Origin of the sequence: Anaerohalosphaera lusitana, from assembly GCF_002007645.1 — a bacterium.
GTDB classification, from domain to species: domain Bacteria; phylum Planctomycetota; class Phycisphaerae; order Sedimentisphaerales; family Anaerohalosphaeraceae; genus Anaerohalosphaera; species Anaerohalosphaera lusitana.
In genome coordinates this window covers 82,831-101,555 of sequence record NZ_CP019791.1, presented here as the reverse complement: position 1 = coordinate 101,555, position 18,725 = coordinate 82,831, and the positions used below count along the sequence as shown (strand labels likewise).

The 18,725-nt window shown below is 53.4% G+C and carries 17 protein-coding genes; 2 read left to right on the top strand and 15 right to left on the bottom strand.

The features are described 5' to 3' along the window. Positions 1–179: 179 nt before the first annotated feature. On the top strand, positions 180–434 hold the full coding sequence (locus STSP2_RS00490) for a bacteriophage holin (protein ID WP_146658825.1): 255 nt from the start codon (positions 180–182) through the stop codon (positions 432–434). Positions 435–583: 149 nt separating this feature from the next. Here STSP2_RS00490 and STSP2_RS00485 read toward each other — a convergent pair whose 3' ends face one another. The 5 genes from STSP2_RS00485 to STSP2_RS00465 form a co-directional block, all read right to left on the bottom strand. Continuing rightward, the gene (locus STSP2_RS00485) at positions 584–940 is read right to left on the bottom strand and encodes a rhodanese-like domain-containing protein (RefSeq protein ID WP_146658823.1); all 357 of its coding nucleotides are present in this window, start codon (positions 938–940) and stop codon (positions 584–586) included. A 182-nt stretch (positions 941–1,122) separates the two neighbouring features. Next, on the bottom strand, positions 1,123–2,394 hold the full coding sequence (locus tag STSP2_RS00480; protein WP_146658821.1) for a flagellin N-terminal helical domain-containing protein: 1,272 nt from the start codon (positions 2,392–2,394) through the stop codon (positions 1,123–1,125). 420 nt (positions 2,395–2,814) lie between these two features. Further along, positions 2,815–4,644 (bottom strand): homoserine O-acetyltransferase MetX, encoded by a 1,830-nt coding sequence (gene metX, locus STSP2_RS00475; protein ID WP_146658820.1) that lies wholly within the window; start codon positions 4,642–4,644, stop codon positions 2,815–2,817. Positions 4,645–4,658: 14 nt separating this feature from the next. Then, entirely contained in the window at positions 4,659–5,252 is a 594-nt protein-coding gene (locus STSP2_RS00470) for a MarC family protein (protein WP_146658818.1), read from the bottom strand. A gap of 42 nt (positions 5,253–5,294) precedes the next feature. Beyond that, positions 5,295–6,023 (bottom strand): RNA recognition motif domain-containing protein, encoded by a 729-nt coding sequence (locus STSP2_RS00465; RefSeq protein WP_205847946.1) that lies wholly within the window; start codon positions 6,021–6,023, stop codon positions 5,295–5,297. 397 nt (positions 6,024–6,420) lie between these two features. On the opposite strand from STSP2_RS00465, the gene STSP2_RS00460 reads away from it, so the two are divergent. Further along, the gene (locus STSP2_RS00460; RefSeq protein ID WP_146658816.1) at positions 6,421–7,461 is read left to right on the top strand and encodes a hypothetical protein; all 1,041 of its coding nucleotides are present in this window, start codon (positions 6,421–6,423) and stop codon (positions 7,459–7,461) included. Positions 7,462–7,498: 37 nt separating this feature from the next. Here STSP2_RS00460 and STSP2_RS00455 read toward each other — a convergent pair whose 3' ends face one another. From STSP2_RS00455 to trkA, 10 genes are all read right to left on the bottom strand, one after another. Then, positions 7,499–7,753 carry a hypothetical protein gene (locus STSP2_RS00455; protein ID WP_205847945.1) on the bottom strand — a complete coding sequence of 85 codons (255 nt, stop codon included), beginning with the start codon at positions 7,751–7,753 and terminating at the stop codon, positions 7,499–7,501. Positions 7,754–7,783: 30 nt separating this feature from the next. Then, positions 7,784–8,686 carry a PEP-CTERM sorting domain-containing protein gene (locus tag STSP2_RS00450; protein ID WP_146658814.1) on the bottom strand — a complete coding sequence of 301 codons (903 nt, stop codon included), beginning with the start codon at positions 8,684–8,686 and terminating at the stop codon, positions 7,784–7,786. Positions 8,687–8,839: 153 nt separating this feature from the next. Next, a complete protein-coding gene (locus STSP2_RS00445; protein ID WP_146658812.1) occupies positions 8,840–9,406 on the bottom strand; it encodes a nucleoside deaminase in 567 nt (188 codons plus the stop codon). Continuing rightward, positions 9,399–12,809, bottom strand: a complete 3,411-nt coding sequence (locus STSP2_RS00440; protein WP_146658810.1) for a S41 family peptidase — start codon at positions 12,807–12,809, stop codon at positions 9,399–9,401. Before STSP2_RS00440 ends, STSP2_RS00445 begins: the two co-directional genes overlap by 8 nt. A 160-nt stretch (positions 12,810–12,969) precedes the next feature. Next, positions 12,970–13,497 (bottom strand): TFIIB-type zinc ribbon-containing protein, encoded by a 528-nt coding sequence (locus STSP2_RS00435; protein ID WP_146663950.1) that lies wholly within the window; start codon positions 13,495–13,497, stop codon positions 12,970–12,972. Positions 13,498–13,594: 97 nt separating this feature from the next. Beyond that, positions 13,595–14,275, bottom strand: a complete 681-nt coding sequence (locus STSP2_RS00430; RefSeq protein ID WP_146658809.1) for a GDSL-type esterase/lipase family protein — start codon at positions 14,273–14,275, stop codon at positions 13,595–13,597. Positions 14,276–14,371: 96 nt separating this feature from the next. Continuing rightward, positions 14,372–15,016: a GDSL-type esterase/lipase family protein gene (locus STSP2_RS00425; RefSeq protein ID WP_169852874.1), complete on the bottom strand. Its 645-nt coding sequence runs from the start codon at positions 15,014–15,016 to the stop codon at positions 14,372–14,374. Between the two features lie 114 nt (positions 15,017–15,130). Continuing rightward, positions 15,131–15,562 (bottom strand): FKBP-type peptidyl-prolyl cis-trans isomerase, encoded by a 432-nt coding sequence (locus STSP2_RS00420; protein WP_146658807.1) that lies wholly within the window; start codon positions 15,560–15,562, stop codon positions 15,131–15,133. Between the two features lie 253 nt (positions 15,563–15,815). After that, positions 15,816–17,336 carry a TrkH family potassium uptake protein gene (locus STSP2_RS00415; protein WP_146658806.1) on the bottom strand — a complete coding sequence of 507 codons (1,521 nt, stop codon included), beginning with the start codon at positions 17,334–17,336 and terminating at the stop codon, positions 15,816–15,818. A gap of 6 nt (positions 17,337–17,342) precedes the next feature. Next, positions 17,343–18,677: a Trk system potassium transporter TrkA gene (gene trkA / locus STSP2_RS00410; protein WP_169852873.1), complete on the bottom strand. Its 1,335-nt coding sequence runs from the start codon at positions 18,675–18,677 to the stop codon at positions 17,343–17,345. Positions 18,678–18,725 lie beyond the last annotated feature (48 nt).

The following is an 18,725-nucleotide window of genomic DNA, read 5'->3' as shown; positions in this document are numbered from 1 at the left end:
AATCAGTGCCTGATCGCAAACAATTGTCATAAAATCAGTAATAAATATGTGTGGGGATTTGCGATGTATTTACTACATCGCGCGGTAGTAACAGCCTTTTAACAAGGCGAACAGGTCTTGCTCGATATGATTGAGCAGGGCCTGTGTTTGTGCGCATAGCATGAAGGGAGGTGATTCTAATGAAGCTTAATGTTAAAGCATTCGCATTGGCATGCGGGCTGATCTGGGGTTTGGGAGTGTTGTTGATGACATGGTACATGATCGCGATAGAAGGGCCCAGCGATGACAAGTTCTTCCTCGGGAGATTTTACCTCGGCTACAATCTCACCGCGTTGGGCAGCGTTATCGCTATGGTCTGGGGATTCTTTGACGCTCTGATCGGAGGGGCCATCTTTGCATGGCTGTACAATTTTCTGAGCCGTAAAAAGAGTTGATACAATCTGCGAAAGGTTTGACTCACTCTTAGCTCCCGCGTGAGGGCGATTGCATAACAAGCCATTAAATCGCGGGTCACGAGATGCGGCCGCACCACACGGCTGTCTTATTTCTCATGACCCGCAACCTAAATATTACTGTCTGAAGATCAACTCTCGATCGGGAAATTGTGTTCTTTCCAGCCTTTGAATCCACCTTGAAGCTCTATCACCGGGTAGCCCTCTGAAGCCAATTCTTCACATGCTTCCGTTGCCAGATGGCAGTCTTCATCGTAGCAGTATACGACGCTTTTTTTGTCCTTGCTCAGGGATTCGAAGCCTTCTCCCTTGCGGAGGTTTATTGCGCCGGGAATATGTCCCTGGGCATAATCTTGCGGCCCTCTTACATCAATGATTTTGATAGGCTCGTCGTTTTTTATCATTTCATCCACTTCAACAGGACCCGTGGTGAATTCATTTTTCGCGTGGAAATAGGCCTGAGCGGCTTTGGTTTTCAACCCCATCATGATAGTTTCCTTTCCTTGTAGATCAGTACTCAGTTTATTCGCTCAAACTATTATACGAATGTCTATGATTTGAGTTTAGCTGAGGATCAGTTTTATTTGAAGGGAGGCTAATAAAATGACAAAAAGAGGTCCTCACCCGGGCGGGTCAGGACCTTTGTATACTCCTTTGGTATTGGCGTCTGTTATCTGCCAAGCAGGCTCAGGGCCATCTGCGGCATGCCGTTTGCCTGCGAGAGCATCGCGATTCCCGCCTGGGCCAGCACCTGATTTCGGGTCATCTTGGCCATCTCGGTCGCAACGTCAACATCGGATATCCTTGACTCAGCGGTGAGAAGGTTTTCCGATTGTATGTCCAGTACCGCGCGGGTGCTTTCCAGACGATTCATTTTGTAGCCTAGCGATGCCCGAACCGTATCTTTGGCGTGGATAGCACTGCCGACTACTGACAGGGCATCTTCGGCTGAAGCAGTATCCAGAATATTGATGCCCGCACCTTCCATTGTTCGCATTCTTCCGTCATCCGTGCCGTTGGCCCCGTCTGCCTCTGTGACGCCGGCATCGGTCACACCCGCGCCGACCGCCAGGCCCCCGGCACCTGTCGTGTTTGCTCCGGTGGATGCAGTGATCGTAACGCCGTCAGCGGTACTTCCTTCACTGGCGACTTTGAGGTGCTGCTTGCCGGTAGCAGAGTCGGTTGTCACTGAAGCCATCGTGAAGCCGGCCTGGGCATTGATAGCATCGACCACCTGAGTGAGTGAGTAATTTGCCCCGCCGCCTGCTCCTGCGAAGTCGACGCTGACCGCCGATTCGTTGCCGTTGGTTGTATCCGTGAACTGGATGTCGAGCGTGAGGTTTTCGCCGTTGCCGCCGTCGTCCACAGTCAGCCATGTGTCACCTGCGCTGTCCACGCCGTGATCGGAGACCGCCTGGTAGCCGCTGTTGCCGATACTTACACCGAGGCCGCTGCTGGTCATATTGGACTTGTCGATGGCGATCGTCTCTGCAGTTCCGATGTGGATGTTGATCGAACCGTCAGCGGTGTTGAGCATCTCGATGCCGTTGATCGCGTGCGTATTTGCGATCCTGTCAATCTCTTCGACCATCTCCGTGAACTCGGCATGCATTATTTTTCGCTGGTCCTGTGAGTAGGAGCCCGTCGCCGCCTGCTCAGCGAGCTCTTTCATGCGTATGAGCACTCCGTCCATAACCGAAAGCGCTCCTTCCATAGTCTGCAGCAGACTGATGCCGTCCTGGGCATTTCGCGATGCCTGACGCAATACCGCGATATCCGCCCTCATCAGTTCGCGGACAGCCATGCCTGCAGCGTCGTCTTTGGCGCTGTTGATCCGCAATCCCGACGAAAGCCTTTCCACCGATTCGGAAAGTGCACTGTACGAGCTCCCAAGATGGCGGGCAGCGTTGGTACTCATTAAATTGTTTTTAATTGTCAGCATTTCCTCATCCTAATTGATCTAAACACACAAAAAGCATCCTGCGGACGAAGTAAACTCATAGTCCGCCCGCAATCCATAGATTCCTCAGGCTCCCATCCAAAAAGCCCAAGTCACATGCCATCCGCCAATCACCCAACTGGCCGCCACGGTTTATAATGCAGAGGTCCTTTCAGGGAATATGTACACCAGGGGCCGATAATAAAAGGTTCTGTTATTCTATAAATCGACATTATGGAATATAGGACTTTAAGCAAATTGTCCCGAAAAAATACGGGAAATGTAATCGATTTATGCTCTTAAAGATTAAATTACTGGGTGCAAATCCCGAGTCATGTCGGGTATATTACCGGTAATCAGACTGATGCGCGTAAAAAAGGACCAGCAAATACCTGGTCCTGATGAATTGACTTTAAAGTGTCTTCAGCCAGCGGGATTTTCATATTTGCTGGTGAGATAAACTGCCTGTTGTGCGAGTATGTTGGACCAGAATCTGGCCGGGCGCCGGCTCGCCAGTTTGAGGGGTATCTTCTTTTCCACCTGTATGTCCTGTTCACGGCAAAACTCGTCGAAATCCTTCAGCGTCAGGAAATGTTTGTTCGGCGAGCTGTACCACCGGAAGGGCAGTTGCTTGTTTCGCGGTGCCCTGCCCCGGAACATCAGCCCTGCACGGCAACGCCAGTGACCGAAATTCGGGAAGCTGACGATCACTTTTTTCGCAACACGCAGCAGCTCACGGATCACCTTGTCAGGATTGTCCAGCGTCTGCACGGTTTTCGAAAGGATCGCGTAATCGAAAGTATCCGTGGGCAAATAGCTCAGGCCACGCTCGATATCGCGATGCACCACGCTCAGTCCGCGGTTTATGCAGTGAACGACCATGTCCTGGTTCAGTTCCATACCTTCGCCGCGAACACCCTTGTCCGCGATGAGGCGGGTCAGAAGCTCGCCGTCGCCGGCACCGACATCGAGCACTTTGCTGCCCTCGTCGATCATCGAGCTGATCAGTTCATAATCCACCCGAGCCCGGCGAGCGTGATCACCGGGTTTGACGCCCTTGGGCAGAGCGGATCTAGTTTCGTTTTCTTCGGGTTCACCCGTGCGCTCGCTCAATGGCCGGTATGTAGAACCGATAAATCCGCTCAGTATCGCACCGAGTGTGATCGGCTCAAGCAAAAATGCATCATGCCCATACGGCGAATAGATGTTGCAGTAACTGACATCCTTGCCTCCGGCCGCAAGCGAGTTGACGATTTCCTCGCTCTGCTGGGCGGTGAACAGCCAGTCGCTGGTGAAGCTGACGACCATGAACCGGCAGTTTGCGTTCGCAAAACCCTTCTGCAGTGTGCCGTATTCCTGCGCCAGATCGAAATAGTCCATCGCCTTGGTTATGTAGAGGTAGCTGTTCGCGTCGAATCTCTCGACGAACCGCTGTCCCTGGTAGTCAAGGTATGTCTCGACCGAAAACTCCGAGTCGAAGTCGTAGCTGTATTCGCTGTTCTCTCGAAGCTCCCGCCCGAACTTGTGCCTCATGCTCTCCTCGGACAGATACGTTATGTGCCCGATCATCCGCGCGATCGCAAGACCGTTGTCCGGTGTGTCCTTGCCGTGATATCTGCCGCCTGCGAAGTTTCCATCCGCCAGTATCGCATGCCTGCCGACCGCGTCGAACGCGATAGCCTGCGCACCGAGCTTCGTCGTGGACGCCGCTACCACTGCCGACTTGATCATCTCCGGATATGTGACGGTCCACTGCAGCACCTGCATGCCGCCCATCGAGCCGCCTATTACCGCCAGCAGTTCCTTGATGCCGAGCTTGTCCAGCAGCAGCTTCTGCACCTCGACCATGTCCGCGATCGTCACGATCGGAAAATCGAGCCCGTACGGCTCGCCCGTTTTCGGATTGGTCTCTACCGGCCCGGTCGTGCCGTAACAGCTCCCCAGAACGTTAGAGCAGATCACGAAGTACTTGTTCGTATCTATCGCCTTGCCCGGGCCGACCATGTCTTCCCACCAGCCCGGCTTGCGGTCGTTTTCCTTATGATAGCCCGCCACATGCGCATCGCCGGTCAGCGCATGACAGATAAGCACAGCGTTGTCCTTTTTCTCGCTGAGCTTGCCGTACGTTTCATACGCCACGTCGATGGGCCCGAGCTCCTTGCCGCAACGCAGCACGAGCGGACTGTCCTCTTCGACCACCCGCATCCGTTTGGTCTCGACTATGCCGACCGAATTTTCAAATCTGTCATCCATTTAAAAATACTCTGTCACTCACTTATCATATGCAACTGACGCATTCCGCCGATGAACATTTCCACCGCGACGGTCGTCAGGATCATTCCCATTAAACGTTCGATTGCGCTGAGGCCTCGTTCACCCATGAACCGCGATATTTTTCCCGCGAATACCAGGCACAGCCCCGCGATCGTCCATGCGACGATCAGCGCTGCCAGCCATTTGTACCATTCCTGCGGGTTTTTGGCCATCATCAGCATGAGCATCGTCATCGCCGCGGGTCCCGCGATCAGCGGTATCGCCAGCGGAACGACGAACGGCTCGCCCTTGATCTTGCCGCGGAATATTTTCTCGCTGCCGGAGAATATCATCTTGATCGCGATGAGAAAGATGATTATCCCGCCCGCGATGCTTACCGATGCCTGCGATATCTGCAGTATGTCCAGTATGTACTGGCCCGCGAACAGGAACACCACCAGCACGGCCAGCGCGATCAGCATCTCACGGACGATGATGTAGGTGTGGCGATTCGATTCGACTTTGCGCAGCGTGACGACAAACACCGGGATGTTGCCGATCGGGTCCATCATCAGAAACAGCAGCACAATCGCCGAAACCACTGTCATCGCAGTTCTCCTATCGCCAGCCGGACAGATCGTCCGTTCGCATTACCTGTCGTCGTCTACAGATGCGTCCCAGTCGACAACTTCCGGCTCGCGTTTGACCTCGACCGGCTTTTCGTCACTTGGCTTATTGTCTGGCTTGTTATTCGGCTGACTCTTGCCCTTCGGACGATCATTTCCGCCCTTACGGCGTGCCCGCTGTCTGGATACTTTCGAGCGGGACTCGCTGACCTTGAGCTTTCTGCCGCCGAAATCCCTGCCGTTGAGTGCCTCGATCGCGGCCTCAGCCTCGGCTCGGTCGGGCATGTCCACAAAGCCGTAACCCTTGCTCTTGCCGCTGCGGTGCGTGATCACACGGACAGAATCAACCTTGCCGAATGCCTCGAATGCGGCTCTGATCTCGGCTTCGCCAGCCTCGTGCGGCAGATTGCCTGCATAAATAACCACCGGCTCATCTTCACCGCCTTTGGCCTCGGATTTGCTGTCCTTTTTAGCCGGCTTTTTCGTGTCAGCCTTTTTCGTGCTCGCTTTTTTGCCTGCGGTCTTCTGAGCGGTTCTGACCTCTTTTTCAACGGCTTCGGTATTCGCCAGCGTCAAAATAACCATTGCCGGTCCAACGAAAAAGCCCATACCAACGAAAAACAGACCCATACCCCAGAAAATCGCATCACCTGAGGCAACAGCCGCTGTCAAAACAGCGATTCCGCCCGCTACACAACCAAGACCTGCGATTCCCCCGCAAACAAGACCAAAATTCCTAAAATTGTTGTTCATCGAACAATGCTCCTATAGTTGCCAGACTATTTTGATAACCGGGGCTCGACAATAGATCCGTCCGGGGCCGGGAATTGGATGAACGCGAAACTGTTCGGGTTCGGACCTGAATATCAGACTCGTTCAGGTTCATCAGTTCCGCGGCAACTGGCCCCCTGAAGGATGCAAAGATACCGCCCGGTCTACGACCGCTAAATTTGGATGTATTATAAGGTTACAGCCGTAAAATGCAACCCCGCCAGCCTCTTATCCCAGCAAAAGGGCAAGGTTCTTCCTGTTTTTATAGTGGAAAACCCCAAATATGCTCCTCACCCAAGTAATTGCTCTGATGAAACATTGCCCAACGGGAGCGGTTCGATAGAATCGGCAATGTACTGGTTGAATCCGGGGGGAAGCGATGTTCAGACATCTGATCAGGTTATTACTTATTATGACCGTGACAATGGCAGCGGGCTGTACTATCAGACTCGAAAAGACAGCCGTGAAGGACCAAAAACTGCTTTCTCTGCCGCAGATTAACAGCAACGGGTATGAAAAAACCTCGGATGATGCGAATTCTACATCCTTTAAGCAGCTCGATTACAGTGAAATAAGGCTTCCCGAGCCGACCCGCATCGGATATGAATCTTTCTATTTTGATCACATCAATCTCATTGCCGTGCCGGGCAGACTTTTCAACGGACGGGAATATTCGGTACTCCTGGATACGGGTTTCCCCGGTTATGTGCTCACCAACAGCCTGACCGTGCTGGAAAACAAACTTTCTGTCCTGCCCCTCGGCGAAGCTGACTGGTATTCTGCGCACATGGGCGTTTGTGAGGTGCCCGCCCTGTACATAGGCTCTGCTGAGATAGTCGAGCCGCCATGCATGTACGTGCAGATGCAGTGGGAAGTGAAAGTTGTCGGACTGCCCGTCTGGCGGCAGAAGGGTTTTCTGATCGGCCTGGGCATGCTCAGGAATTTCAGTTATGTCGGCTTCGACAACGTCAGCGAAGAAGTGGAACTGTCCGCAGCGGATGCTTTCGAGCCCGACACGCCAGCGGACTGGGACAGCTATCCTTTGAAAATAAGCGACGACAAGCTGTTCGTAGAAATGCCTTTTTACGGGCGTACCATGGAGCTGATGTTCGACACATGCGGACGCTACGGCATGATCGTGGGCGAAAAAGGATTCGAAACGCTGGGACTCGATAAGGGTTCGGTCGACATACGCAAAACGACATTCCGCTCGGGTTTTCTCGGCGAGCTTCCCTGTCGCAAGGCGCGTATCAAGAACCTGGAAATCGCAAACCTCAAAATCCCAAGCGCCGAGCTGATCATACTGCCGGAAAACAGCCCATACATGGAGGCCGAGAACTCCATCAGCATGAAATTTTTCCGCAACACCACTGTTGTGCTGGATTTTGCAAACGAACGCATGTGGGTAAGGAAAAGTTGACGAAGTTCCGCTTGCCAGCCAGCCCCATTCAAACCCCTCAGCCAAACATCGTATTGATCAGCAGTCCCTCACCGATCACGCACGCTCCACAGAGAATCACCCATGCCGCAAGTTTGCTTTCCGCCCACCAGTCATCGAAAAATTCACCGGTGAACATTGAAAAAACATCAGGCGTCAGCCAGAACCGGATCGCCTCCCAGAAACCGTCCCAGTCCCTGAAAAACACCCAGCCCAGCCCGACATAGATCGGGATATTCACCACGCCAAGAACTACCCAGCCGGTCGTACCCATAGACCCTCTCTAGAAGCTTAACTGAATGTATTATGCTCTTCGTCGACGGATTAAGCAGGCCGCACCAGCAGTCACAAACACCAGGCTCGCTGGTTCGGGAACTACGTTTACCGGGAACAGGCCGCCTTCGCTCGTCACCGTCACGCCTGGTTCAAACTGCATTTCGAAAAGCACCGTATTGCCGAAGTCGCTCAGTGCATCCGCATTAGCGCTTGTCGCATCGCCGTACAGATATGCCTGTGCCATCGCCGCCGACTCGATCTCCATGTTGAACAAGATGGTACCCGCCGGCACATCCACTTCGACACTGAATGTTTCATTTATATCTGGTGTACTGGGCACTGTCCCCGGAAGAGTCGAAGCCGTACCGTCATCGTTCCAAATCACGTCCGCCGACCAGCCGTCACTGTAATAGCCGAACCAGCGGTCCTCCGTCCATATCTCGGGGTTCTCAAAGTTCCACGAAATGTCAGTTGACGCACTTGCATTGCCGTTCCATGAATGGCTCACCTGTGCCGCCAGATTGCCGTGCACCGAACCGGTCAGTGTGACCGTGGTGGCCTGAGAAAAGGTCAGTGTCTCGCGAATATTGATCACGCCCTCGGACATCACCCAGTAATCGTCTTCGGCGCTGCTGTCATCGACATACGCCATCGCGCTTGCCTTGGTTCTGTAAGTGCCGTTCACGGTATCGATCTCGGCCGCCGCCGTCGCATCCCATGTGGAACCTGCGATTATGATCTGGCCCGGCTCGTAGCCCGCCCATCGTCCGTCATAGCTGACCGGACTGCCGTCTGTTGCCGAGTCCGATTCGAACTGGTTGTCATAGCCGTAATAAACAGAGATGTCATAGCTCGTCTCGACACCCGCCAGAGAGAACCCGCCAACTGCTGCAATCAGAACCGCGCCTAGAAAAACTCCCTTGAATCTCATGATATGCTCCTCCGAATAGGACTATATTAAATCTTGCCCTGCCACAATAACCTGACCATGGCTTACTTAAGGGTTATCAATTACATTAATACCCAAAAACCGCAAAAAGTCAAGTAAAAAATCTCTGCTGGCGGTGCCGAAAAAAGCCGGCCGCTAACCGTTATAGATTTCGCCCCCGCCTGCTGCGTAGTCTGCCAGTACCGCTGCGGCCTCGTTCCGCAATACATCGCGAATTACTTCAATCTCCCGCTGCGCCAGCTCATCGATCCAGTCCGCCGGTTTCGCTCCCTCGTCGAACCCGGCAGCCCGCGCGTCCTCATCACGCGCGCCGCAGATGAGTCTGCTCACGCCCGACCAGGGCACAGCACCTAGGCACATCGCGCAAGGCTCGCAACTGCTGACCAGCTCCATCGGCTCATCGCGTCCGAGTTCATACGTCCTCAGCCGCATCTGCGCCCGCGCGATCGCTGCCATCTCCGCGTGCCAGATACTGCACCCGAGACTTGTCACCATGTTCACGCCTGTCGCGATCAGCCGTCCCGTATCGCGCGCAAAAATGGCGGCCCCGAAAGGACCGCCCGTGCCTTCTTCGATATTGCGTCGGCTAAGCCCGACAGCCAGCCGCATCCGTGACTCGCTGCTGTCGAACTTATCACCGTAACTGCCGAGGTAAGTCTCGACCCACCCCGGCAGCTCAAGTCTGAATTCCGGCTTAGCCATCGTCCTCACTTTCGTGATTCGAATTGATGTACCTCACGTGCTCAACGCCTTTCTTGCGTTCAGCTTCTTTCATTTCCGTTATCTTCTCTTCTCGTTCGCGAAGCATATCCATCGCCGTTTCGGCTGCAACAGTCAGCTCGCGGTCATAACCCTTCATGCGGTCCTCGGGCGTGTTCTCAACCCAGATATCCGGAGCGACGCCGTAGTTCTCCAGGTTCAGCCCGTAATTGTTCTCACGCAGCGGGTTGTATCGAACCACCAGGCCGCCCGGTGTCCGTATCCTCGCGCCGTTGATCAGGCGATAGCTGCCCGTCGCGATGACCGCACCCGCTGTGGGATTACCCACGATCTTGCCGAGCTCGAGATCACGGAAGCCAAGCGGGGTCACTTCACTGTTGCTCGCGCTGCCCCAGTTGATCAGCATCACCTTCGGTCCGACAATGCTCTCACGATGCCGTCTGCCCATCTCGGGAGCCGCCCAGCGATTCGTCCAGTACTGGTACGCACGCCTCGACAGGATATCCAGAAGCTGCTGATCGATATTGCCCCCGCCGTTGTAGCGGATGTCAACCACGATGCCTTCATAGTCATAGAACCGCCTGATCTCCTGCGTGAACCTTTCCAGGCAGGACCTGTTCATGGACTTGATATGCACGTAGGCTATCTTGCCGTCGCTGATCTTCTCAACATAATCGCGGTTGCTCTCGACCCACTCCTCATACTTAATATTGCCGAGTGCGCCGGTGCTCGTCGAATCTATCCGCACGTCACGCGTCTCACCGCTTGCGGGATCGTCGCTGACCTTTACGGTTACATAATCGTTCAGCGTGCGGTTGAGTATTTTCCAGTAGTTCTCACCTGCCCGAACGTCCACGCCGTCAATCGCCAGCACGTAGTCGCCTTTCTCCAGCTCGACCCATTCCTTGTCTGCCGGGCCTTCGCGGTAGATATGATCGACTTTGTAGTAATCGCCGTCCGGTATCATCTCGAAACCGAGGATCGCGCTGTTGTAAGCGTTCGGCATTCTCTTCTCCGGCCCGCTGACGCCGCAATGCGAAGCGTTCAGCTCGCCGATCATTTCGTTCGCCAGTTCATATACTTCGCCGTAGCTGCCGACATAATCCAGCAGCGGTGTGTACTTCGCCCTGATAGCGTCCCAGTCATAGCCGTGCATGTTCTCGTCGTAGAAGTGATACTTCATGACGCGCCATGCTTCGTTGAGTATCTGTGCCCATTCCTTGGGCTTGTCGATCTCGACGGTGAAGCTGAAGTTTACTCGCGAACCACGGCTGGAGCCGATCCGCATCTTGTAAACATGATTGCCGCTCTTATAGAAGACGTTGCTTTTGTCCGCCGTAGGCGTGATGTTGTGGAAACTGCCGCCGGCGATCTTGCGTTCGCCTTCGCCGTTGAGCTTCAGTGAGAAGAATCCGCTGCCGCTGCCGTCGCGACCCGTGAAGTAAACCTTGTCACCTTTGACGAACAGGTTGTCGACGTCATAGCAGTTATCAGATATCTGCTCCGCACGTCGTTCTATACCGTCCAGATCGATCACTAGTGTGGGCTCTTCTTCCTCGGCCTCGTCAGCTTCAGCGGCTTCTTCGCCTTCGTCACTGTCATCCGCCTCGGCCTGTTCCTTTTCATCTTCGGGCTGAGCCTTTCCGCCGTCGTCGGTCACTGCAGCCTGTTCGTCTTCGTCGTCCTTCTTTTCGTCATCTTCCTCAGGTTCATCAGGCGCATCCTCTTGCTGCTCATCTTCTTCCTTTTTCTCTTTGCCGTTCTCGCCGTTCTTTTCACGTTCGCGCCACAGCGGATCGTCCCTGTCAACGGTCACCTTGGCAAGAGATACGACAAAGACTCTCGCCCGGTCGCCGTTACGTGTCGAGCGGAACACGACTTTCTTTTCGTCTTCGCTGAATTTGCCGTCACCGTCATAGAACGGATTCTGCGAGATGTTGTATTCTTCACGGGTCTCGATATTGAACAGGTACAGGTCCTGGTTGTAGTCGTCGCGCCATCTGGTGTAGATCAGCCATTTGCCGTCTTTCGACCAGTCGTTGAGATAATAGCCGTAGGCCGAGTTGTGCCCGACTTCTTCGACCGTGCTTTGCTCGACGTCGACGATGAAGAGCCTGTTCGAACCGACCAGGGCGATCTGCTTCGAGTCAGGCGACCACATGTATCCGCGTTTGAGCGTTTCCTGATCGGTAAGCTGCCGTGTGGTGCCTGTTTCAGTCTCGTATATCCAGAGCTCTTCCTCGCCCGTCTCGTCCGACATAAATGCGAGGTACTTGCCGTCCGGCGAATACTTTTCGTTGCGATCACGCCAGGGCGATCTGGTCACACGTTTCTTCTCGCCGACTTCCTGATCGGTCGGCACGATGAATATCTCGCCGTGATAATCGACAGCCGTATAGTCACCCTTGGGCGACGGTGCAAAGCCGTCCGCCTGGCTGTTGACGTGATCGAACTCGATCAGATTTTCCTTCGGGTCGAAGCCCAGGTCCACATGCACCTGCTCGGTGCTGCCCGACTCGATATCCAGCTTCCATATCTGGAAATTGCACTCATAGGTAAGCGTCTTGCCGTCCGGACTCATCGCGGGATACTGAATGCCGTCCTTGTCATGCTTGGTTACCTGCACGGGATCACCGCCTTCGAGAGATATCTTCCATATATTATATGTGTCGTCCCGCTCGCTCATGAAGTAGATCATTCCGTCCGCGCCCCACATCGGGTACACGTCCTGACGGTGTTCGCGGAAGTTTTTCAGGTTTGTATCTGTAAGCTGGGTGATCTCATGCGTTGCAAGGTCCTGCAACCATACGTCCGTGCTCAGATTGCCCTTGTAGTGCTTGCGCCAGTACCTGAACGACTGCCTGTTGAACGCCAGGTACTTACCGTCCAGGCTCATCATGCCGTGATAGCCGCGGTCCATGTTTAACGGCATCGGCAGTTCACCGTCCATGCCGACTGTATAAAGCGGCGTGCCCCACGTGCCCCTGCGGTCGGTGCGGAAGATGATCCGTTCACCATCCGGCGTCCAGTTGGCCATCACGTCGATACCGCTGAAAAATGTAAGCTGTTCCGGTTCGCCGCCGGTGACAGGGACGCGGTAGATGTCGTAATTGCCCATGCGGTTGCTTGAGAACGCGATCCATTGGCCGTCCGGCGAAAAACGCGGGTAAATGTCGCGAGCCATGTGGTTTGTCAGCCTGTACGGATCGCTGCCGTCGTCATTGGCGACCCAGATGTCGCCGTGGTAAGTGAACGCCAGCTTGCCCTCGAACGTGTGCGGATAGCGGGCAAACTTGACCGGTTGTGCCGCACATATTCCCGCTGACAGCAAAACAACTGCAAAAGCAAAAACAACAAAAGCAACTCGCCTACCTGATAAAGCCATTATTTACTCCAGATTACAAATAAATTTACACTTTTCCCCTTGGGTTTTTCTATACTTCGAATGGTCCACTATGTTCGCCTCGGGGTTTGATGTACAACTTTACCGCCACCACTTTCACCCGTTTAGCACCCACTTTTATGTCCATTTATCCCGTTTTAGCCTAGAAAGCGCCCCATTTCTGCTTGCCCGGCACGTACCAACTGGGGCAGATGAAACGGAAAAAACTTGCGATTTTCCTGGCCTTGGCCTGCTTTGCCTCCTCTTCGACCCGCATTTTAGCCAGTTTTTCGCCGAATACCTCATCAAAATACGCCTTCGCGGCCGCTTTTTTCTCCTCTTCAGTCTCATACTGGTCGCGTATCTGGCCCAGCTCACCATAATCCAGCCAGAATCCACCGCATCCGCCGCACTCATCCACCTCAACGGACTGATTTACGCTGTAAAAATGCTTCATCATGGTGATATCCATGCATCGCGGGCACTTTATTTTGCCCCTCTGGTCGGCGGAAATATTGACTTTTCGCTGGATATCGAGCAGTTGTTCGCCCGCGGCCTCTCTCGCATTGTCTACCTTATCAAGTTCGCGGCTGTCGAACCATATTCCGCCGCAGCCTCCGTCGCATACATCCAGCTCGATACCCTCGACATTAACTTTCTTTAATCCATTGCTGCACACGGGACATTGCATAGCGACCTCCTATGTAGGTTAGCATCAGTATCTTAAAGACGTTTAAAAACGGCGATATTACACAAAAAACCGGATTTTACGCACATTTTCGCCGAATTCAGGATCCGGTCAACGCGGTCCGCACTTCCTGTGCCATTACCCTGGCACCTTCTGCGTTCGGGTGCACCGTATCCGGGAACAGGTCACCCTTGCCGGTCAGTGTCTCGTGCAGGTCGATCTCGCAGACATTTTTTTCTTCTGCTATTTCATCGACCATGTGCAGCATCTCGTCCTTTATGACACTTTCGCGGATGCCCCACCTGCCAGGAAACGCCGGTACAGGTTTACATATCCAGATACGTGCGTCCGGGTTTACACGTCGATAATTGTCGATAAGCTTCTTGAAATCCGGAACGTACTGGTCGGCATGTTTCCAGTTCTGTGGTTTCGTGTCGTTTGTTCCGAGCATAATAACGACTACATCAGGCTTGAAATTGAGTGACTGCTGATAAGCCGCCTGTACCCAGTAAGGCTTGTCGCCTTTCTGCAGCAGGGTTGCCCCGCTTACGCCGAAGTTTTTCACATCCCACTTGTCCCCGAGCATATCACCAAGCTGAGCCGGGTAGCTGTTGACGTTGCGGTTGCTGATGCCCGAACCGAACGTAATACTGTCTCCCACGCACGCCACGCGTACCGGCCTGTCGAATTTGCCGGTATCCACCGGCCTGCACTTGTTTGCCGTACAACCGCTGCCGAATACAATAACTGCCAGAACCAGACTCATCAGAACATTACGCATGACAGGATCTCCGAAAAAAAAAGTTTTGTTGTAGGGTGCAGCGAGGCGATCGTTCGCTCCGCAAAAGCGTTAAAGCCGCTTCATAAGAGGCCTATTCTACCCAGCTTCGGTCGGTGCTTCAACAAGGAAAGACCATACCTGTGCGGCTATTACCCGGGCGCCTTCGGCGTTTGGGTGCACCGTGTCGGGAAAATACTGAGGTTTGTCTTTCAATGGTGTGTAAAGGTCGATAACTGGTACAGAAGTAAGCTCCGATACCCGCTTTATCAGGCCCGGCAGATAATCCTTTACCAGCGAGCCCTTTATGTCACCGTCGTCGCCAAAGGCCGGCACCGGTCGGCATATCCATATTCGGATATTGGGGTTTTTGACGCGATAGGAGTTGACGAGCTTGCGGTAATCGTTGATGAAATCCGCTCTGTGCTGCCAGTTCCAGGGTTTCGTGTCGTTGGTTCCCAAAGCGATGACGGCTGCATCTGGTTCGAATTTAAGTGATCGCTCGTATTCGGACTGGTCTATGTACGGCAGATCGCCTTTGCTTAGTGCCGTCGCTCCCGAGACACCGAAGTTCTCGACTCGCCAGTTTTCGCCGAGCATGGACTGCAGTTGCGCGGGGTAGCTGTTGACTTCACGTTCAACTATACCCGCTCCGAAGGTGATGCTGTCGCCGATACACGCCAGCCTGATTGTTTCGGCTAATGGATTTTGAGCATTATCAGATGTCGTTCCAAAATCACCCAACGCCCCAAGCCTCCGAATGATTGGTGCTTTTCTGCGGTTCTTGCAGCATAAAAAACGCACATTTCCCGCGCCCTGGATGAGAGCCGAGACAATGTGCGTAATGCTGTTAAGCTGTTATTCGCCTATTTCGACCAGTTCGATGTCGAAGGTGAGATTCTTACCAGCCAGCGGGTGGTTTGCATCAAGTGTGACGTCTTCGTCTGTCACTTCGCTGACGGTCACGACAACCGAACCGCCGTTCTGCAGCGGTACGCGGTACTGCTGGCCTATCTGCGGATCGACGTCATCGGGCAGTTCCTGCTTGCTGACCTTCTGGACCATTTCCTCCCGGCGTTCGCCGTAGGCATCTTTGCATTCAATCTTGATGGTCTTGCTTTCGCCCGGCTCCATTCCTTCTGTTCCCTGCTCAAAGCCCGGGATCACCTGGCCCGCACCGAGTTCGAAATCCAGCGGATCTCTGCCTTCGCTGCTGTCGAATACTGTTCCATCATCAAGCTTTCCAGTGTAGTGCACCTTAACCTGGTCGCCTTTTTTAGCTTGAGACATTTGTAACCTTTCTTTCTAAAATACTTGCTCCATGAATACAGCCCTGTAAAGGGCCGCAAAAATACTATCCCATACACCATAAAGGCAAAAGCACTATATCTCAAACTTATAATGAAACTTTTGGTATGAAGGCATTTCGCACATCTTGACTGCGTTTTTTATGTTGAATCATATTTTTTCGGAGTACGCCCCAGGCCTTACTGCCTGCGGTCAATGCCTAATGTTTGCACGCAACGCTGTGGGTCGGCCCCACCTATTCCTTCTTCCAGAAGGACGGCATGAACATGCACAGTATTACCATGACCTCCAGCCGTCCCAGTATCATCAGCAGCGAAAAGAACAATTTGGCAGGTGCTGAGAAAAATGCGTAATTTTCGGTCGGACCCACCATTGCCAGACCCGGGCCGATGTTGTTCAGCGTAGCTGCTACCGAGCTGAAAGCGGTTTCGATATTGATGCGATCCTCTTTCTGCATGCAATAATCATTGTGCAGGATAAAAAGGATCAGCGTCGATAGGAAGAATATTACCAGCACCAGCCCAAGATACGCGGTTACGTTTTGCCTGACACTTTTGTCCACCGGCCTGTCGCCTATCTTCAGCGTTTTTACCGCACGGGGGCGGAAGACGCTCGCTATCTCCAGAGAGAGTATCTTGAAGAACAGAACCACGCGGATCACTTTCAGCCCGCCGCCGGTCGAGCCCGCACAGCCGCCCACGAACATTAAAAGAACCAGCAGCCATCGCGAAAAATCGGGCCAGCGGTCAAAATCAGCCGTCCCGTATCCGGTGGTTGTCATAATGGAAACCGCCTGAAAGCTCGAATCCTGCAGAGCTTTGCCTGCGGTGTATTCCTCGGGCCCGTCGAGAATTATGTCGGTCGTCAGCAGGATCACTGCACAAAGAACGATCAAGAGGTAAATCTGGAACTCGCGATTACTGAGCACCCTTCGCCATCCGCCGCCCAGCAGTATCGCGTAAAGATTGAAACTCGTGCCGGCCAGCAGCATGAAAACAATTATCGTAATTTCGTAGCCGAGGTTGTTGTACTGGCCTATGCTGCCGTTGAGCGTGCTGAATCCTCCCGTTGCCATAGTGCCGAAGGTGTGACACAGGGATTCAAAGATGCTCATGCCCTGCAGATTCAGAGCGATCACCTCGGCGACCGAGATCGCAACATATATGTTCCACAGAAGCATTGCGGCCGAGCGTATTCTCGGTCTCGGTGCTTCGTCCGGCAGGCCCGGCACTTCAGAGATCACCATGTGTTTGGCACCGGAGCCGGCCTCGCCCAGGATCGCCACGAACAGCACGATAATACCCATACCTCCGAGCCAGTGCGTCAGACTGCGCCAGAAAAGGATCGCGCGGGGCAGGCTCTCGGGTTCCGGGAATATGCTTGCACCGGTAGTCGTAAATCCGCTGATACTTTCGAAAACCGCGGCGCTGCAGATGCTGAACCAGCCGTCATACAGCGGCGCGAGCACGCCCGAGAAAATATAAGGCAGTGCGCCCAGAATCCCGCACAGAAACCATCCGATGGACACCACCGCGATCGCTTCCTTGCGGTACATCTTTTTCGTCTGCGTCCGCCTGAAATTCAGAATTAGCCCGATACCGATACAAATGAAGATAGACAGCAGAAATGCTGAAGCGATCTGGCCGAAGTCCTCCTCCTTGCGGTCCAGGAACGCCCAGATCAGGCTTGTGCTCATGCATGCGCCCACCAGGAAAACCAGCACTCCGAGTTGTTTGAATACTACTTTGTAATTCAACGGCTGTTATTCTCCAAAAAGACGCATCAGTTTTTTGCTGTCACGCCATCTGCAGATTATCAGAAGCACATCATTCTGCTCCAGTTTCGTGTCGCCGCTTGGGACGATGACCTTGTCGCTGCGCTTTATCAGCAGTATCAGACTGTTTTCGGGCAAAGTTATGTCCTTAAGCTCGCTGCCCGTGAGTTTCTCATTTTTGAAGTGCAGCTCTAGTATCTCTGCATCGCCCGCTCCCATATCCGCCAGTGAACGTTCCTTACCCTTTTTGAGCATCGTCAGCACTTCCCTTGCCATGATCGCGCGTGGACTGACGGCATGATCGATCCCAAGATCCTCGATCAAATGCACGAAATCAGGCCGATGGATCAATACGATTGCCTTTTTCGCGCCGAGATTTTTTACCTGCAGGGCACTCATGATGTTGACTTCGTCGTAATCGGTTGTGGGTATGAAGAAGTCTGCCGTATCGACGTGCTCTTCCATTAAAAGGTCCAGCTTAGTGCCGTCACCTTGCAATATAGTCGCCGAAGGCAGTTCGTGCGCCAGGGTCTCACACCTCGCAGCATTCTGTTCGATAATGGTCAGGCGGAAATCGCTCGGTTTTAATCGCCGCGCCAAACTCTTGGCGATCCGGCCGCCGCCGAGCATGACGACCCTGCGGGCGTTTGTTTTTCCGGATTTGAACTTCTTCTGGAATTCGCTGACCTTTTCGGTCTCACCGATAAGGATTATATTGTCATCTGCCTTGAGGATCGTATCGCCGGCAGGGATTATCAACTCGGTTCCCCTGGTTACGCATGCGATCCGTACGTCACTGGGGATATTCAGATCGATAAGTTTCTTTTCGATATAGCGCGAACTCTCGTCGATCTTCACCGGCCTCATGACAACTGTGCCCTGGGCAAAATACTCCACAGCGAGCAGGCCCGGGTTCCTGATGAAGGACGCAATTTCAAGGGCCGCGAACATTTTCGGGCTGAACATTTCGTCGATCCCGAAATGGTTCTGGTATGAAAACTTTGGATACTGTCTAAAAACAGGGTTATCTACTCTTGCTATCGTTTTATCGGATCCCAGTTTTCGAGCGACTGATGCGGAAACGATGTTGACCTCTTCATCGGAGGTAAGCGAAAGAAAGAGATGACACTTTTCCACGCCGGCCTTTTTGAGTACCTCGATCGAAGATGCGCTGCCGCACACAACATGAACGTCGAGAGTGTTTGACAACTCTTCGGCCCGGTCCATATCGATCTCTATGACCGTAACGTCATGCTGCTCTTCTGCTATTCGCTCGGCGATGTATGTGCCAACCTCGCCTGCTCCAGCGATTATGACTCTCACAAGTACCTCCAGTTCAAAACCCGGAGATCGAAAAAACGAACCTATCCG

Coding starts and splice junctions, on each gene's coding strand:
- STSP2_RS00490 (WP_146658825.1), top strand. CDS start 180: ATGAAGCTTAATGTTAAAGCATTCGCATTGGCATGCGGGCTGATCTGG.
- STSP2_RS00485 (WP_146658823.1), bottom strand. CDS start 940: ATGATGGGGTTGAAAACCAAAGCCGCTCAGGCCTATTTCCACGCGAAA.
- STSP2_RS00480 (WP_146658821.1), bottom strand. CDS start 2,394: ATGCTGACAATTAAAAACAATTTAATGAGTACCAACGCTGCCCGCCAT.
- metX (WP_146658820.1), bottom strand. CDS start 4,644: ATGGATGACAGATTTGAAAATTCGGTCGGCATAGTCGAGACCAAACGG.
- STSP2_RS00470 (WP_146658818.1), bottom strand. CDS start 5,252: ATGACAGTGGTTTCGGCGATTGTGCTGCTGTTTCTGATGATGGACCCG.
- STSP2_RS00465 (WP_205847946.1), bottom strand. CDS start 6,023: ATGAACAACAATTTTAGGAATTTTGGTCTTGTTTGCGGGGGAATCGCA.
- STSP2_RS00460 (WP_146658816.1), top strand. CDS start 6,421: ATGTTCAGACATCTGATCAGGTTATTACTTATTATGACCGTGACAATG.
- STSP2_RS00455 (WP_205847945.1), bottom strand. CDS start 7,753: ATGGGTACGACCGGCTGGGTAGTTCTTGGCGTGGTGAATATCCCGATC.
- STSP2_RS00450 (WP_146658814.1), bottom strand. CDS start 8,686: ATGAGATTCAAGGGAGTTTTTCTAGGCGCGGTTCTGATTGCAGCAGTT.
- STSP2_RS00445 (WP_146658812.1), bottom strand. CDS start 9,406: ATGGCTAAGCCGGAATTCAGACTTGAGCTGCCGGGGTGGGTCGAGACT.
- STSP2_RS00440 (WP_146658810.1), bottom strand. CDS start 12,809: ATGGCTTTATCAGGTAGGCGAGTTGCTTTTGTTGTTTTTGCTTTTGCA.
- STSP2_RS00435 (WP_146663950.1), bottom strand. CDS start 13,497: ATGCAATGTCCCGTGTGCAGCAATGGATTAAAGAAAGTTAATGTCGAG.
- STSP2_RS00430 (WP_146658809.1), bottom strand. CDS start 14,275: ATGCGTAATGTTCTGATGAGTCTGGTTCTGGCAGTTATTGTATTCGGC.
- STSP2_RS00420 (WP_146658807.1), bottom strand. CDS start 15,562: ATGTCTCAAGCTAAAAAAGGCGACCAGGTTAAGGTGCACTACACTGGA.